Origin of the sequence: Enterobacter cancerogenus (genome assembly GCF_019047785.1) — a bacterium.
GTDB lineage: Bacteria > Pseudomonadota > Gammaproteobacteria > Enterobacterales > Enterobacteriaceae > Enterobacter > Enterobacter cancerogenus.
In genome coordinates, this window is sequence record NZ_CP077290.1 from 4,038,537 (window position 1) to 4,054,920 (window position 16,384).

Annotated in this window: 13 protein-coding genes; all 13 read left to right on the forward strand. The window is 55.5% G+C overall.

Going from position 1 to position 16,384, the window contains the following annotated elements; translation table 11 throughout:
• The 13 genes from pbpC (at position 1) to der (ending at position 16,242) form a co-directional block, all read left to right on the forward strand.
• Positions 1-2,328, forward strand: coding sequence for a peptidoglycan glycosyltransferase PbpC (pbpC, locus tag I6L58_RS19065; protein ID WP_088207947.1), 2,328 nt, complete (start codon positions 1-3; stop codon positions 2,326-2,328).
• Between the two features lie 155 nt (positions 2,329-2,483).
• Entirely contained in the window at positions 2,484-4,862 is a 2,379-nt protein-coding gene (locus tag I6L58_RS19070) for a DMSO/selenate family reductase complex A subunit (RefSeq protein ID WP_306417803.1), read from the forward strand.
• Positions 4,859-5,488, forward strand: coding sequence for a DMSO/selenate family reductase complex B subunit (locus tag I6L58_RS19075; protein WP_006176673.1), 630 nt, complete (start codon positions 4,859-4,861; stop codon positions 5,486-5,488). Before I6L58_RS19070 ends, I6L58_RS19075 begins: the two co-directional genes overlap by 4 nt.
• Positions 5,481-6,284, forward strand: coding sequence for a dimethyl sulfoxide reductase anchor subunit family protein (locus tag I6L58_RS19080; RefSeq protein ID WP_006176672.1), 804 nt, complete (start codon positions 5,481-5,483; stop codon positions 6,282-6,284). The genes I6L58_RS19075 and I6L58_RS19080 overlap by 8 nt, the downstream gene beginning before the upstream one ends.
• Complete coding sequence (locus I6L58_RS19085; protein ID WP_241493800.1) at positions 6,281-7,156, forward strand: 4Fe-4S dicluster domain-containing protein; 876 nt, start codon at positions 6,281-6,283, stop codon at positions 7,154-7,156. Before I6L58_RS19080 ends, I6L58_RS19085 begins: the two co-directional genes overlap by 4 nt.
• A gap of 122 nt (positions 7,157-7,278) precedes the next feature.
• On the forward strand, positions 7,279-7,710 hold the full coding sequence (ndk, locus tag I6L58_RS19090; protein ID WP_006176670.1) for a nucleoside-diphosphate kinase: 432 nt from the start codon (positions 7,279-7,281) through the stop codon (positions 7,708-7,710).
• A gap of 147 nt (positions 7,711-7,857) precedes the next feature.
• A complete protein-coding gene (locus tag I6L58_RS19095; protein ID WP_088207949.1) occupies positions 7,858-9,024 on the forward strand; it encodes a bifunctional tRNA (adenosine(37)-C2)-methyltransferase TrmG/ribosomal RNA large subunit methyltransferase RlmN in 1,167 nt (388 codons plus the stop codon).
• A gap of 292 nt (positions 9,025-9,316) precedes the next feature.
• A complete protein-coding gene (rodZ, locus tag I6L58_RS19100) occupies positions 9,317-10,330 on the forward strand; it encodes a cytoskeleton protein RodZ (RefSeq protein ID WP_088207950.1) in 1,014 nt (337 codons plus the stop codon).
• A 26-nt stretch (positions 10,331-10,356) separates the two neighbouring features.
• Positions 10,357-11,475 carry a flavodoxin-dependent (E)-4-hydroxy-3-methylbut-2-enyl-diphosphate synthase gene (gene ispG, locus I6L58_RS19105; protein WP_058610300.1) on the forward strand — a complete coding sequence of 373 codons (1,119 nt, stop codon included), beginning with the start codon at positions 10,357-10,359 and terminating at the stop codon, positions 11,473-11,475.
• A gap of 81 nt (positions 11,476-11,556) precedes the next feature.
• Complete coding sequence (gene hisS, locus I6L58_RS19110) at positions 11,557-12,831, forward strand: histidine--tRNA ligase (protein WP_042320417.1); 1,275 nt, start codon at positions 11,557-11,559, stop codon at positions 12,829-12,831.
• Positions 12,832-12,844: 13 nt separating this feature from the next.
• The gene (locus tag I6L58_RS19115) at positions 12,845-13,465 is read left to right on the forward strand and encodes a YfgM family protein (protein ID WP_088207951.1); all 621 of its coding nucleotides are present in this window, start codon (positions 12,845-12,847) and stop codon (positions 13,463-13,465) included.
• A gap of 10 nt (positions 13,466-13,475) precedes the next feature.
• Entirely contained in the window at positions 13,476-14,654 is a 1,179-nt protein-coding gene (gene bamB, locus I6L58_RS19120) for an outer membrane protein assembly factor BamB (protein ID WP_088207952.1), read from the forward strand.
• A 112-nt stretch (positions 14,655-14,766) separates the two neighbouring features.
• Positions 14,767-16,242 (forward strand): ribosome biogenesis GTPase Der, encoded by a 1,476-nt coding sequence (gene der, locus I6L58_RS19125; protein ID WP_006176663.1) that lies wholly within the window; start codon positions 14,767-14,769, stop codon positions 16,240-16,242.
• Positions 16,243-16,384: the final 142 nt, after the last annotated feature.

Consider the following 16,384-nt stretch of genomic DNA (forward strand, 5'->3'; position numbering starts at 1 on the left):
ATGCTGATGGCACGTCTGATACGCTCCCGCTGGCTGTGGCTGGCGGGAGCGCTTCTTATTTTATGGGGGCTGATTATCGCCGCTGACCGCCTGTGGCCGTTGCCCTTGAAGGAGGTCAACCCTGCACGGGTTGTGGTGGATGAAAAAGGCACGCCGCTGTGGCGTTTTGCCGACAGCGACGGTATCTGGCGTTATCCGGTTACGCTTGAAGACGTTTCTCCTCTGTACCTCGACGCCCTGATCCAGTATGAAGACCGCTGGTTCTGGGATCATCCTGGCGTGAATCCGTTCTCCGTGCTGCGCGCGGCCTGGCAGGATCTGAGCTCCGGTAAGGTCATTTCTGGCGGCAGCACGCTCACCATGCAGGTGGCTCGTCTTTTAGATCCGCATCCGCGCACTTTTGGCGGCAAAATTCGTCAGCTCTGGCGCGCCATGCAACTGGAGTGGCACCTCTCCAAGCGCGATATTCTCACGCTCTATCTCAATCGCGCCCCGTTTGGCGGCACGCTGCAGGGGATCGGCGCGGCAAGCTGGACGTATCTGGGTAAACCGCCTTCCCACCTGAGTTACTCCGAAGCGGCGCTGCTCGCGGTGTTACCCCAGGCCCCCAGTCGCTTACGACCTGACCGCTGGCCGGAACGCGCGGAAGCGGCCCGCAATAAGGTTCTTGACCGAATGGTAACGCAGGGCGTCTGGTCAGCAAAACAGGTGAAGGAGTCACGCGAGGAGCCGGTCTGGCTGGCACCACGCCAGATGCCGCAGCTGGCACCGCTTTTCTCCCGTATGATGCTGACGAATAGCCGTGAGACGAAAATTGTCACCACCCTGAATGCGTCGTTACAACGGCAGCTTGAGGAGCTGGCGCTGAACTGGAAATCCCGCCTGCCCGCGCGCAGTTCCCTGGCGATGATCGTGGTCGATCACACCAACATGAAGGTTCGCGGCTGGGTCGGTTCGGTGGATATCAATGATGACAGTCGCTTCAGCCATGTGGATATGGTTAACGCCGTACGATCGCCGGGATCGGTTTTAAAGCCCTTTATCTATGGTATGGCGATGGATGGAGGCTTGATTCATCCCGCCTCTCTGCTTCAGGACGTGCCGCGAAAAACGGGTGATTATCGTCCCGGTAATTTTGACAGCGGCTTTCATGGCCCGGTCAGCATGAGCGAGGCGCTGGTGCGTTCGCTCAACCTGCCCGCCGTGCAGGTCCTTGAAGCCTACGGGCCAAAACGCTTCGCCGGCATGCTGAGCAACGCGGGGCTTCCGCTGATCCTACCTGCCGGGGCGCAGCCGAATTTGTCGCTCATTCTGGGCGGGGCGGGGGCGCGTTTGTCCGACATTGCCGCCGCCTACAGCGCCTTCGCTCGTCATGGAAAGGCGGGGAGGCTTCGTTTGCAGCCGCAAGATCCACTCACCGAGCGGCCTTTGCTGTCGCAAGGTTCAGCGTGGGTCATTCGACGGATCCTGGCTAATGAAGCGCAGCCTCTGCCGGACGGTGCGCTTCCTCAGGTGGCACCGCTGGCATGGAAAACCGGAACCAGCTATGGCTACCGTGATGCCTGGGCCATCGGAATTAACGCCCGCTACGTGATCGGCATCTGGACCGGTCGCCCGGATGGCACGCCGGTGGCCGGGCAGTTTGGATTTGCCAGCGCCGTCCCGCTGTTAAACCAGGTCAACAATCTGCTTCAGTCTCGTTCCACGATCGATGAGGCCCGTCTGCCGCGCGATCCGCGTCCCGCCAGCGTAGGGCGCGGGACCATTTGCTGGCCAGGGGGGCAATCGCTGCCGGAAGGCAGTGAAAACTGTCGACGCCGCCTTTCAACCTGGCTGCTGGAGGGCAGCGAGCCGCCAACCCTGCTGCTGCCTGAGCAGGAAGGCATTCGCGGGATCCGTTTCCCAATCTGGGTGGATAGTGCCGGAAAACGCGTGGCAGCAGACTGCCCGGAGGCGACAGAGAAAGTACTGGATGTATGGCCGCTGCCGCTCGACCCCTGGCTGCCGCCGTCAGAAAGACGGGCTGCCCGCATCCCGGCTGCGTCTAAAACCTGTCCGCCGTTTGATAACCACAATGTCGCACCGCTCATGCTTTCAGGCGTGCGGGAAGGGGCGGTAATCAAGCGACTGCCGGGGCAGGAAAACATGACGCTTGCTGTGACGACCAGCGGCGGGGAAGGTCAGCGCTGGTGGTTTTTAAACGGTGAGCCTCTGGACGGGCGAAATAATTATCAATCCTTATTATTGAATAAACCCGGTGAATATCAACTGGCCGTAATGGACGAGTCCGGACAGGTCGTTGCGGTGAATTTTTCCTTGAATCGTTAGTAATATATTAAATCTGTTAAGCGATTTATTATTTTAAAAAATAACGATTATTATTATCAAAATTAAGTGGTAACCCGAAAGAGTTACCTTGATAATTATCAAATGTGACGGACTTCAAAACCGCGAGAATGCGCTTTTATTTGAAGGACCGAGCAATGAAAAAAATAGCCAGCCAGGGAGACGGTGTCATTCCTGCCCTGTCTCGACGCCATTTTATCCAGGCCAGTTCGGCGCTGGTTGCCCTGCCGTTTGTCTCAACGTCAGTCAGGGCTGATGCGGCTACCCCTTCTGTAGCGGAAAATACGCCTCCAGAAAAGGTTGTCCAGACCTGCAGTACGTTTGACTGCGGCGGAAAATGTGATATTCGTGCGCACGTTAGCGATGGGGTAGTGACGCGTATTTCTACCCGTCCGGATAATGAAATCGATCCTCAGATGCCCGTTATGCGTGCCTGCGTTCGCGGTCGCTCCTATCGTAAATTCGTTTATCATCCTGACCGTCTTAAATATCCGATGAAACGCGTTGGCAAACGCGGAGAAGGAAAATTTGAGCGTATTTCATGGGATGAAGCGACAACGCTGATTGCCAATAATTTAAAAACGATCACCGAAAAATATGGCGTCGCGTCACGCTATGTTCATGTGGGTACGGCGGTTTCCGGCGGAACGTTCTCCGGCGATAAAATGGTACGTCGCCTGCTTAATTTAACCGGCGGCTACCTTGAAAGTTATCACTCGGTCAGCATGGGTAACACGGCGGCGGCCACCCCTTACACCTATGGCACCGCGGCCAGCGGCAGCTCGCTCGACACGCTTCTGGATACCAAACTGGTGATCCTGTGGGGACATAACCCAACGGAAACCATTTTTGGCCATACCAACTACTTCTTCCAGAAGATGAAGCAAAACGGTACCCGCTTTATCGTCGTCGACCCGCGTTATTCCGATACGGTTTCTTCGCTGGCAGACCAGTGGATCCCGCTGCTGCCGACCACCGATAATGCCCTGATGGACGCCATGATGTACGTCATCGTGACGGAAAATCTGCACGATCGCGATTTTATCACCCGCCATACCATTGGCTTTGATGAAGCATCAATGCCGGAAGGCGTGCCGGCAAATGAGTCGCTGGTTGCCTACCTTACCGGTGCAAAAGATGGCGTTGCGAAAACGCCGGAATGGGCAGAAAAAATTACCCATGTTCCCGCACAGACGATCCGCCAGCTGGCGCGTGACTATGCCAATACCAAACCCGCAGCCCTGATCCAGGGGTGGGGCCCGCAGCGTCATAACTGCGGCGAGCGTACTGCGCGCGGTTCGACGCTGCTCGCGACGCTGACCGGTAACGTTGGCGTGAAAGGCGGCTGGGCGGCAGGCTACGGCGGCTGCGGCAATCGTAAATTTGCCGCCGGGCCAGAAATGCCGGATAACCCGGTGAAGGCCAAAATCTCGGTGATGAACTGGGTGCAGGCCGCAGACGACGCCACAAAGGTGACGCCTGAAGATGGCCTGAAAGATGCTGACAAACTCGACAGCAATATCCGTATTCTGTTTTCGCTGGCCGGGAACTATCTTGCCAACCAGAACCCGGATCTTCATCAGGCGACCCGCGTGCTGGAAGATGAGTCCAAAATTCAGTTCATCGTGGCAAGCGATCTGTACATGACGCCGAGCGCCCGGTATGCGGATCTGCTGCTGCCGGAAACCAGCTTCATGGAACGCTGGAACATCGGCGAAACCTGGGGTACGGCAAGCTACCTGATCCTGTCAGAAAAACTGATCGAGCCGGAATTTGAACGCCGTTCAGACTATGACTGGCTGCGTGAGGTTGCGGCGAAGCTGGGTATTGAACACGAATTCAGCCAGGGGCGCGACGAAAAGGCCTGGATTGAGCATATCTGGGAACAGACGCGCCTGGCGATGCCGGATGAAAATCTGCCTGATTTCGCGACGCTGCAAAAAACGCGTCAGCACCTGTTTAAAAGCGCGCCGTTTGTCGCCTTTGAAGACAACATTCGCGATCCGGACAATCATCCATTCCCGACCCCGTCCGGGAAAATTGAGATCTTCTCAAAGCGCCTGTACGACATGAATCATCCGGAAATCCCGGCGCTGTCGCACTACGTGCCTGCGCATGAAGGCCCGGAAGACGCGCTGGCGAAAAGCTTCCCGCTGCAGTTGATTACCTGGAAAGGTAAAAACCGCGCCAACTCTACCCAATACGCTAACCCGTGGCTGATTGAAGTGCAGCAGCAGAAACTGTGGATCAACCCGCAGGATGCGCAGCGTCGCGGCATTTCACAGGGCGATACGGTACGCATTCATAACCAGCGTGGGATCTGCGAAGTTCCGGCGGAGGTTACGCCACGCATTATCCCTGGCGTAGTGGCCATGCAGGCCGGTGCCTGGTGGCAGCCGGACGAGCAGGGCGTCGATAAAGGCGGCTGCGCGAACGTGTTGAGTTCTGCACGTATTACTGCGCTCGCGAAAGGGAATTCACATCAAACCATGCTGGTGGAGGTAGCAAAAGCATGAGTAAGTTTAAACACTATGCGCCGGTGAGCGATAAACAGCTGGGTTTCTTTATTGATTCTTCCCGCTGCTCGGGCTGTAAGGCTTGTCAGGTAGCGTGTAAAGATAAAAACAACCTTGAGGTTGGGCGTCGTTTTCGCCGGGTATATGAAGTGAACGGTGGGAACTTTATTCCTACCGGACAGGGTGGCGTGAGCAACAACGTCTTTGCCTATACGCTCTCGATCTCCTGCAACCACTGTGCAGACCCAATCTGCACCAAAAACTGTCCGACGACCGCCATGCACAAGCGTCCGGGTGACGGCATTGTGCGCGTCGATACGGATAAGTGCGTAGGGTGCGGCTACTGTGCGTGGTCCTGCCCTTACGGCGCGCCGCAGCTTAACGAACAGACCGGGCAGATGTCGAAATGCGATTTCTGTGTGGATCTACAGGCGAAAGGCGAGCAGCCGGTCTGCGTAGCAACCTGTCCGCTGGAAGCGATCAAGTTTGGTCCGATTGACGAACTGCGCGCCAAATATGGCTCAGTATGTGACGTCAAAGGGCTGCCTGATTCATCCATCACCCATCCTAATCTGGTAGTGAAAGCGCACCAGGGCGCAGAGAAAGAGGGTAAACGTCATGCATGAGTTACCGCTGCTGATTTTTACGCTGTTCCTGCAAGGTTCAGTAGGCGTCACGCTGTGGTTGGGTCTGGGACGCCAGCAGGTTATGGGCGCGCGCGCCTGTGACCGTAGCGTAGCCATCGCCGCTGCCGGTGCGTTCGTGCTGGCGAGCCTGGGTCTGCTGGCCTCAGCGCTCCACATGGGTTATCCGCTGAATGCGCTGAACGCGCTGCGCCACGTAGCCAGCTCCTGGCTTAGCCGTGAGATTGTCTTTGCCAGCCTGTATCTGGCGGCACTTGGTTTTGCGGTGCTGCTGATGTTCTTCAGTAAGCCTGGCGGTAAAGCACTGCTGGCGCTGGCGGGCCTCATTGGGCTGGTGGACGTGTTCTGTATGGCACAGATTTACATCCACGCCTCGGTGGTGACCTGGCAGCATATCAATACGCTGTTCATGTTTATGGGCTCAGTCGGGATTGTCGGTTCGGCCTGTGTAGCGCTGGGGGCACAAACCCGAAATGCGCTGCGTACGGCGGCAATCGTCGTGACCCTGCTGGTGCTGGCTCGCCTGATCATGCAACCCGTGTGGCTGTCGGACATCATGGCGGTAGATAACACCGTGGTAACCTTCCCGCACACGCCGCTGCAGATGTTTGAGCAACTGCGCAATGTCTATCTGCTGGGCTGGTGCGTATCGGTTGCGGGGATGCTTTGCTTTGCGGCAGGCGGCCTCAAACAGACGCGAAGCCTCCTGCTGGCGGGAAGCGCGCTGCTGATCCTGGGTGAGATTGTGCTGCGTTTCGTCTTCTTTAGTATTGGCTGATGAAGATTACGTTTGCCCCGGCGATGGACGTGACGCAAGCCTGCGTCCGTCGCCGATTTCGGCACGCATCCTGCCACGCCTGCGCGGACGTCTGTCCGGCGCAGGCGTTTTCCGTGACGGACGGGCAGTTTACCATCGACCCTACACGCTGCATTGAATGCGGGGATTGCCTCTTCGTTTGCCCCACAGACGCCATCTCCGGTGTCGTTCCTCAGCGGCGTTTCATCAATAGCGACACGCTTACCGGCCCGTTCGCCGTTCACCCCCCGACGGTCAATGAGCTGTTGCTCTGGCACGCTCAGTACGGCATACGCTTTATTAGCATTGATGCCGAATCTTCTTCCGCCTGGATGGTGGCGCTTGCCCGCCTGAACCTGGCGCTTCGACGCCTGGGTGAGCCAGCCTGGTCCTTCAAAGCGGTTCCAGCGAGCGACATTAGCCTGTCGCGACGCGCGCTGATCCACGCTCCCCGAGAAGACGTGAAGGCCTGTATCGTGCAGCCGGGCAAACGTCAGCAGCGGCAGGCATTCCCCCGTTTCAGCGAATTCGACGTGATTCCCGACACGGAAAAATGCATTCTGTGCGGCGCCTGCTGGCGAAGCTGTCCCGAAAAAGCCATACGGTTTGAGGATAATGCGCTGGTGATGGAAAACGCGCGCTGTACCGGCTGCGGCGGGTGTGAAGCGGTTTGTCCTTCTCATGCCATAAAGGTGATGCCCGCAGAAGGGGAGGCGCAGCAGCATACGTGGGAGGCGCAGGCCGCTACCTGTACGTCATGCAGCCGTCCGTTCTGGCGATTTAACGCCGATGAAAAGCAGTGCTATCTCTGTGCGGGGCAGACGCAGAGCATGAGAAACTTGACCTGTTGCTAATCTTCGTCTCATTTTAAAAAAATGTTACCTGAATCCATAGGCAATCGCGCTATTGCTCTTTATAATCCGCGCCACACCATACTCAGGTATGCAAAACAACAGAACATTTGACAGAGGTTATCATGGCTATTGAACGTACTTTTTCCATCATCAAGCCAAACGCGGTGGCAAAAAACGTTATTGGCAGCATCTTCTCTCGCTTTGAATCAGCAGGGTTTAAGATCGTTGGCACCAAAATGCTGCACCTGACCGTTGAACAGGCTCGCGGTTTCTACGCTGAGCACGAAGGTCGTCCATTCTTCGATGGCCTGGTCGAGTTCATGACCTCCGGCCCGATCGTAGTTTCCGTGCTTGAAGGTGAAAACGCCGTACAGCGTCACCGTGACCTGCTGGGTGCGACCAACCCGGAAAACGCGCTGGCAGGCACCCTGCGTGCAGATTACGCGGACAGCTTCACCGAAAACGGCACCCACGGTTCCGACTCCGTTGAATCTGCTGCGCGCGAAATCGCGTTCTTCTTCGCAGAAGGCGAAGTGTGCGCTCGCACTCGCTAATAATTTCGTAAATGCCGCGTGCAAACGTGGCATCCCTGCGCCAGACTTTGTACAATGCAACGCCCCGGATGAGCACACTGCCTGCCGGGGCGTTTCTTTTCAACCCTCCATGGGCCATAACGTGTAACAACGAGGCCGGATAAAATTATGTCTGAATTAGTGAACACCTCCGAAGTCGCCATTCCTGCGGTTCCAAATAAAAATGGAAAAATCAACCTGTTGGACCTGAACCGTCAGCAGATGCGCGAGTTCTTTAAAGAGATGGGCGAGAAGCCGTTTCGTGCCGACCAGGTCATGAAATGGATGTACCACTATTGCAGCGACAATTTTGATGACATGACTGACATCAATAAAGTCCTTCGCAATAAGCTCAAAGAAGTGGCCGAAATCCGTGCGCCTGAAGTGGTTGAAGAGCAACGCTCTTCAGACGGCACGATCAAATGGGCGATTGCCGTAGGCGATCAGCGCGTTGAAACGGTCTATATCCCGGAAGACGATCGCGCCACGCTGTGCGTCTCCTCACAGGTTGGCTGTGCGCTGGAGTGTAAATTCTGCTCTACGGCTCAGCAGGGCTTTAACCGTAACCTGCGCGTATCTGAAATTATCGGTCAGGTATGGCGTGCGGCGAAAATCGTTGGTGCGGCAAAAGTGACCGGTACCCGTCCTATCACCAACGTGGTGATGATGGGGATGGGCGAGCCGCTGTTGAACCTGACCAACGTGGTTCCGGCGATGGAAATCATGCTCGACGATTTCGGCTTTGGCCTCTCCAAGCGTCGCGTTACACTCTCCACCTCTGGTGTAGTGCCTGCCCTGGATAAACTGGGCGACATGATTGACGTTGCGCTGGCGATCTCGCTGCATGCGCCGAACGATGCGATTCGTGACGAAATTGTACCTATCAACAAAAAGTATAATATCGAGACCTTCCTGGCCGGCGTGCGTCGTTACCTGGAGAAATCCAATGCCAACCAGGGCCGCGTGACCATTGAGTACGTGATGCTGGATCATGTGAATGACGGCACCGAGCATGCCCACGAACTGGCTGAGCTGCTCAAAGATACGCCGTGCAAGATAAACCTGATCCCGTGGAACCCGTTCCCGGGCGCGCCGTATGGCCGTAGCTCTAACAGCCGCATCGATCGCTTCTCGAAAGTGCTCATGGAGTACGGTTTTACCACTATCGTGCGTAAAACCCGTGGCGATGACATCGATGCCGCATGCGGGCAGCTGGCGGGTGACGTCATTGACCGTACCAAACGTACCCTGCGTAAACGCATGCAGGGCGAGATGATTGCGGTCAAAGCTGTTTGATTATTATGCTTTCACGGCGCACTATCTGCGCCGTGAGGCGTAATCTCATTGAATAATCAGTCAGATTCGTGACGTTTTATCAATAATTACGGTGCGTTTCATATGACTTTCGGGCAGTATGTAACGACGTAACAACAGTTTAGCTTCATGGGCAGGGCGGCACTGTCATCTCAAGGTTGACAGTCTTATACTGTCTGTTCAAGGTTAACTGACCAGAAGTTTCGCGGTGCGGGTAGCATTGTGACTCACCGGCACCTGAACCCTTTTTTTCACGTACCAGTAGTTGTAGCGAATGAATACTGAAGCCACTCACGACCAACATGAAGCACTCTCCACTGGCGTTCGTCTTCGCAACGCCCGTGAACAACTCGGACTTAGCCAACAGGCCGTTGCAGAACGCTTATGCCTGAAGGTTTCCACGGTTCGCGATATTGAAGAAGATAAGGCGCCTGCCGATCTGGCTTCAACATTTCTGCGTGGTTATATCCGCTCTTATGCAAAACTGGTGCATATCCCCGAAGAAGAATTACTGCCCATGATGGAGAAGCAGGCACCGGTTCGTGCAGCGAAAGTTGCGCCGATGCAGACGTTCTCTCTGGGTAAGCGTCGTAAGAAACGCGATGGCTGGCTGATGAGTTTCACCTGGCTGGTGCTGTTCGTGGTGGTCGGTCTGACGGGCGCATGGTGGTGGCAAAACCACAAAGCGCAGCAGGAAGAGATCACGACGATGGCCGATCAGTCTTCGGCCGAGCTTAATCAGTCCGGTAATGATAATGCGCAAAGCGTGCCGCTGAACACGGGCGCTGAAACCCCTTCAACCGATCCTCAGACCGCAGCGACAGACGCGCCAGCAACCGATTCTGCACAGACTCCGGCTGCCACGGCTAACACCGCTCCGGCAACTCAGGATCCGAATGCGGTTGTTGCGCCTTCGCAGGCCAATGTCGATACGGCAACGACTACCCCGGCCGCGACCCAGCCAACAGAAACAAACGCTGCACCGTTACCAACGGACCAGGCGGGTGTCGCGACACCTGCGGCCGATCCTAATGCGCTGGTGATGAACTTTACGGCAGATTGCTGGTTAGAAGTCACTGACGCAACAGGAAAAAAACTGTTTAGCGGCCTGCAGCGTAAAGATGGCACGTTAAACCTAACCGGCCAGGCACCGTATAAACTTAAAATCGGCGCTCCGGCAGCGGTACAGATCCAGTATCAAGGAAAACCTGTTGATCTGAGCCGCTTTATCAGAACTAACCAGGTTGCACGTCTTACCGTTAATGCCGAACAATCAGCAGCACAGTAACAGACGGGCAACGCGGGAGATTTTTCATGCATAACCAGGCTCCGATTCAACGTAGAAAATCAAAACGGATTTACGTTGGGAATGTGCCAGTCGGCGACGGCGCACCTATTGCCGTCCAGTCGATGACCAACACGCGCACCACGGATGTGGACGCGACGGTCAATCAAATTAAAGCGTTAGAACGCGTAGGCGCGGACATTGTTCGCGTCTCCGTGCCAACGATGGATGCCGCCGAGGCGTTCAAACTGATCAAGCAGCAGGTCAGCGTTCCGCTGGTGGCAGACATCCACTTCGATTACCGCATTGCGCTCAAAGTCGCTGAGTATGGCGTAGATTGCCTGCGTATCAACCCGGGTAATATCGGTAGCGAAGAGCGTATTCGCATGGTTGTCGACTGCGCTCGCGATAAAAATATCCCTATCCGTATCGGCGTGAACGCCGGTTCTCTGGAAAAAGATCTCCAGGAAAAATACGGTGAACCTACGCCGCAGGCGCTGCTCGAATCAGCCATGCGCCACGTCGATCACCTGGATCGTCTTAATTTCGATCAGTTTAAAGTCAGCGTTAAAGCATCTGATGTGTTCCTCGCGGTAGAGTCGTATCGCCTGCTGGCTAAACAGATCGATCAGCCTCTGCACCTTGGCATCACCGAAGCCGGCGGCCTGCGTAGCGGCTCCGTTAAATCGGCGATCGGCCTGGGGCTGCTGCTGTCAGAAGGGATCGGCGATACCCTGCGCGTCTCTCTGGCGGCCGATCCGGTGGAAGAGATTAAAGTCGGCTTCGATATTCTGAAATCACTGCGTATTCGCGCTCGTGGAATCAACTTTATCGCCTGCCCAACCTGTTCACGCCAGGAATTTGACGTGATCGGTACGGTGAATGCCCTTGAGCAGCGTCTGGAAGATATCATCACCCCGATGGACGTCTCTATTATCGGCTGCGTGGTGAACGGTCCGGGCGAAGCGCTGGTCTCCACGCTGGGCGTGACCGGCGGTAACAAGAAAAGTGGTCTCTATGAAGATGGCGTTCGTAAAGATCGTCTGGATAATAGCGACATGATCGATCAGCTTGAAGCCCGTATTCGTGCCAAAGCCACGATGCTGGATGAAGCGCAGCGCATTAGCGTTCAACAGGTCGAAAAATAACGTGTTGGGAAGCCGCTGGCTTCCCATGTATGATTGAACCCATTCTTTGGGTTCTTTTTTGTATATAGAAAGAGAATAAACGTGGCAAAAAACATTCAAGCCATCCGCGGCATGAACGATTATCTGCCTGGCGAAACCGCCATCTGGCAGCGCATTGAAGGCACACTCAAGCAGGTGCTCGGCAGCTACGGTTACAGCGAAATCCGTTTGCCGATTGTAGAGCAGACCCCGTTATTCAAACGCGCAATCGGTGAAGTGACCGATGTGGTTGAAAAAGAGATGTACACCTTTGAGGACCGCAACGGCGATAGCCTGACGCTGCGTCCAGAAGGGACGGCGGGCTGCGTACGCGCCGGCATCGAACATGGTCTCCTGTACAATCAGGAGCAGCGCCTGTGGTATATCGGCCCGATGTTCCGCCACGAACGTCCTCAGAAAGGTCGTTATCGCCAGTTTAATCAGCTGGGTGTGGAAGTCTTTGGCCTGCAGGGGCCGGACATTGATGCTGAGCTTATCATGCTCACTGCCCGCTGGTGGCGCGCGCTGGGCATCGCTGAACACGTCTCTCTGGAACTGAACTCGATTGGTTCTCTTGAAGCGCGTGCGAACTACCGCGATGCGCTGGTGGCGTTCCTGGAACAGCACAAAGATAAGCTGGACGAAGATTGCCAGCGCCGTATGTACAGCAACCCGTTGCGCGTACTGGACTCCAAAAACCCGGATGTGCAGGCCTTGCTGAACGATGCGCCTGCTCTGGGTGATTATCTCGACGCAGAGTCTCGCGAACACTTCGATGGGCTGTGTAAGCTGCTCGAAGCGGCAGGCATTGCTTATACCGTTAACCAGCGCCTGGTGCGCGGTCTGGACTACTATAACCGTACCGTGTTTGAGTGGGTCACCACCAGCCTCGGCTCCCAGGGCACCGTATGTGCTGGCGGTCGTTATGACGGTCTGGTTGAGCAGCTCGGAGGTCGTGCCGCCCCTGCCGTGGGCTTTGCAATGGGCCTTGAGCGACTTGTTTTGCTGGTTCAGGCAGTTAATCCGGAATTTAAAGCAGATTCCGTTGTCGATATATACCTGGTGGCTTCAGGTGCGGATACGCAGTCTGCGGCAATGCAGCTTGCCGAACGCGTGCGCGATGCGCTGCCGGACGTTAAGCTGATGACCAACCACGGCGGCGGCAACTTTAAAAAACAGTTTGCGCGTGCTGATAAGTGGGGCGCAAGTATCGCACTGGTGCTGGGTGAGTCCGAAGTGGCTAACGGCGACGTTGTGGTTAAAGACCTGCGCTCTGGCGAACAGACAACGGTAACGCAGGACGGCGTTGCGGCGCACTTGCGCACTTTATTGGGCTAAGGAGAAGGACTGCGTGGAAATTTACGAGAACGAAAACGACCAGGTCGATGCGGTTAAGCGCTTCTTTGCTGAAAACGGCAAAGCGCTGGCTGTTGGGGTGATTCTAGGTGTGGGTGCACTGATGGGCTGGCGTTACTGGAACAGCCATCAGGCCGATTCGGCTCGCGGTGCGTCCCTGGCTTATGAGAATACCGTCAGTGACATTCGTGCCGATCAGCCTCAAACGCTGGCGGCTGCTGAGAAGTTTGTCGCCGACAATAAAAACACCTACGGTGCGCTGGCCGCACTGGAAGTGGCGCAGCAGTACGTTGATAAAAACGAACTGGATAAAGCGGCTGCCAAGCTGTCGCAGAGTCTTGCGGCTGCCAGCGATGAAAACCTGAAAGCGGTCATTAACCTGCGTCTGGCACGTATCCAGGTTCAGCAGAAGAAAGCCGATGACGCGCTGAAAACCCTCGACACCATCAAAGGCGAAGGCTTTGCGGCCATCGTGGCTGACCTGCGCGGTGAAGCACTGCTGAGCAAAGGTGACAAAGAGGGCGCGCGTAAAGCGTGGCAAGCTGGCGTAGAGAGTAAAGCTTCACCTGCGCTGAGCGAAATGATGCAGATGAAAATAAATAATTTGTCCGTCTGAGAGGGACCCGATGCAATTGCGTAAATTACTTCTGCCAGGACTGCTTTCCGTTACGTTATTGAGTGGCTGTTCACTGTTCAGTGGCGAAGAAGATGTTGTCAAAATGTCCCCACTGCCGACGGTTGAAAACCAGTTTACCCCGTCTACCGCATGGAGCACCTCCGTCGGGAACGGAATTGGTGATTTCTATTCCAACCTGCATCCAGCCTTTGCTGACAGCGTTGTCTATGCAGCTGACCGCAAAGGCACCGTCAAAGCGCTTAACGCCGACGACGGAAAAGAGGTCTGGTCCGTTAATCTGGCGGAAAAAGACGGCTGGTTCTCGCGTAAACCTGCACTGCTCTCTGGCGGCCTGACCATTGGCGGTGGTCATGTGTATGTCGGTAGCGAAAAAGCGCAGGTCTATGCGCTGAACGCCAGCGATGGCTCTATTGCATGGCAGACGACGGTTGCCGGTGAATCACTGTCTCGTCCGGTGGTTAGCGACGGCATGGTGTTGATTCATACCAGCAACGGCCAGCTGCAGGCGCTGAACGAAGCTGACGGTCTGGTGAAATGGACCGTTAACCTTGATATGCCTGCGCTCTCTCTGCGCGGTGAATCGGCTCCGGCCACCGCCTTTGGCGCTGCTATTGTTGGCGGTGACAACGGACGCGTGAGCGCTGTGCTGATGCAGGAAGGCCAGATGATTTGGCAGCAGCGTATCTCTCAGGCCACCGGTTCGACTGAAATCGACCGTCTGAGCGACGTTGATACGACTCCGGTCATCGTTGACGGCGTCGTTTACGCGCTGGCCTACAACGGTAACCTGACCGCGCTTGATCTGCGCAGCGGCCAGATCATGTGGAAACGCGAACTGGGTTCCGTGAACGATTTCATCGTAGACGGCAACCGTATCTACATGGTTGACCAGAACGATCGTCTGCTGGCGCTGAGCACCGAAGGTGGCGTGACCCTGTGGACGCAGAGCGATCTGCTGCACCGTCTGTTAACCGCACCGGCACTGTATAACGGTAGCCTGGTCGTGGGTGACAGCGAAGGTTACCTGCACTGGATTGACCCGGAAAACGGTCGCTTCACCGCACAGCAAAAATTGGATAGCTCCGGCTTCCTGACTGAGCCGGTTGTCGCTGATGGTAAACTGCTGATTCAGGCAAAAGACGGCACGCTGTACGCGATCACGCGTTAATTACACAGCGGTTGTAGTATACTAAACGGCTCCTGTTAACTCAGGGGCCGTTTTGACATTTTAAAAAACGCCGCCGACGCGACGTTTAGTTGAATTTTATGAGGCTTCAAACATGGTACCTGTGGTCGCGCTTGTCGGGCGCCCTAACGTTGGAAAATCCACTCTTTTTAACCGTTTAACACGCACCCGTGATGCGCTGGTTGCGGATTTCCCGGGGCTGACGCGTGACCGTAAGTACGGTCGTGCAGAAGTGGAAGGACGCGAGTTCATCTGTATTGATACCGGTGGTATTGACGGGACAGAAGATGGCGTTGAAACGCGTATGGCTGAGCAGTCTCTGCTGGCGATTGAAGAGGCGGACGTCGTGCTCTTTATGGTGGATGCTCGTGCAGGGCTGATGCCCGCGGACTCCGCTATCGCGAAACATCTTCGCTCACGCGAAAAGCCTACCTTCCTGGTGGCAAACAAAACTGACGGTATTGATGCCGATCAGGCCGTTGCGGACTTCTGGTCTTTAGGTCTGGGGAATATCTACCCGATCGCGGCGTCTCATGGCCGTGGCGTGACCAGCCTCCTTGAAACCGTGCTGCTCCCTTGGGTTGACGAAGTGAACCCACCGGAAGAAGTGGACGAAGACGCGGAATACTGGGCGCAGTTCGAAGCCAATGAAGCGGGCGAGGAAGAAGAGCCGGAAGACAACTTCAACCCGCAGGATCTGCCGATTAAGCTGGCAATCGTCGGGCGTCCTAACGTTGGTAAGTCTACACTTACTAACCGTATTTTGGGCGAAGAGCGTGTGGTCGTTTACGACATGCCTGGCACGACTCGTGACAGTATCTACATTCCGATGCAGCGTGACGAGCGTGAGTTCGTGCTCATCGACACCGCAGGCGTGCGTAAGCGCGGGAAAATCACCGATGTGGTGGAAAAATTCTCCGTTATCAAAACCCTGCAGGCCATTGAAGATGCCAACGTAGTGCTGTTGGTTATCGACGCGCGTGAAGGGATCTCCGATCAGGACCTCTCTCTGCTTGGCTTTATCCTCAATAGTGGGCGCTCACTGGTTATCGTCGTCAACAAATGGGACGGCCTGAGCAATGAAGTGCGTGAGCAGGTGAAAGAGACCCTGGACTTCCGTCTGGGCTTCATCGATTTCGCTCGTGTACACTTTATCTCCGCGCTGCACGGCAGCGGCGTAGGTAACCTGTTCGAATCCGTTCGCGAGGCATACGACAGTTCCACCCGTCGTCAGAGCACCGCCATGCTGACCCGTATCATGAATATGGCAGCAGAAGATCACCAGCCACCGCTGGTGCGTGGTCGTCGCGTGAAGCTGAAATATGCGCACGCCGGTGGTTATAACCCACCTATCGTCGTGATCCACGGTAACCAGGTGAAAGACCTGCCGGATTCATACAAACGCTACCTGATGAACTACTTCCGTAAATCACTGGACGTGATGGGTACGCCTATCCGCATTCAGTTCAAGGAAGGGGAAAACCCGTTCGCGAACAAGCGTAACACCCTGACGCCAAACCAGATGCGTAAGCGTAAGCGTTTGATTAAGCACATTAAGAAAAGCAAATAACACACGTTTATCTCGCTAAAACCCGCGCCAGTCGCGGGTTTTTTTATCTCTTTCTGCCGCCGTGGTATCCGGTGTGATGTCAATCACTATTCACTTTCAACCACGTATAAATCTAATAAAGTAGACAATCGTCGAATTTTCA

Bases quoted from the DNA above. Each gene is read 5' to 3' on its own strand.
- pbpC (WP_088207947.1), top strand. From the start codon at position 1: ATGCTGATGGCACGTCTGATACGCTCCCGCTGGCTGTGGCTGGCGGGA.
- I6L58_RS19070 (WP_306417803.1), top strand. From the start codon at position 2,484: ATGAAAAAAATAGCCAGCCAGGGAGACGGTGTCATTCCTGCCCTGTCT.
- I6L58_RS19075 (WP_006176673.1), top strand. From the start codon at position 4,859: ATGAGTAAGTTTAAACACTATGCGCCGGTGAGCGATAAACAGCTGGGT.
- I6L58_RS19080 (WP_006176672.1), top strand. From the start codon at position 5,481: ATGCATGAGTTACCGCTGCTGATTTTTACGCTGTTCCTGCAAGGTTCA.
- ndk (WP_006176670.1), top strand. From the start codon at position 7,279: ATGGCTATTGAACGTACTTTTTCCATCATCAAGCCAAACGCGGTGGCA.
- I6L58_RS19095 (WP_088207949.1), top strand. From the start codon at position 7,858: ATGTCTGAATTAGTGAACACCTCCGAAGTCGCCATTCCTGCGGTTCCA.
- rodZ (WP_088207950.1), top strand. From the start codon at position 9,317: ATGAATACTGAAGCCACTCACGACCAACATGAAGCACTCTCCACTGGC.
- ispG (WP_058610300.1), top strand. From the start codon at position 10,357: ATGCATAACCAGGCTCCGATTCAACGTAGAAAATCAAAACGGATTTAC.
- bamB (WP_088207952.1), top strand. From the start codon at position 13,476: ATGCAATTGCGTAAATTACTTCTGCCAGGACTGCTTTCCGTTACGTTA.
- der (WP_006176663.1), top strand. From the start codon at position 14,767: ATGGTACCTGTGGTCGCGCTTGTCGGGCGCCCTAACGTTGGAAAATCC.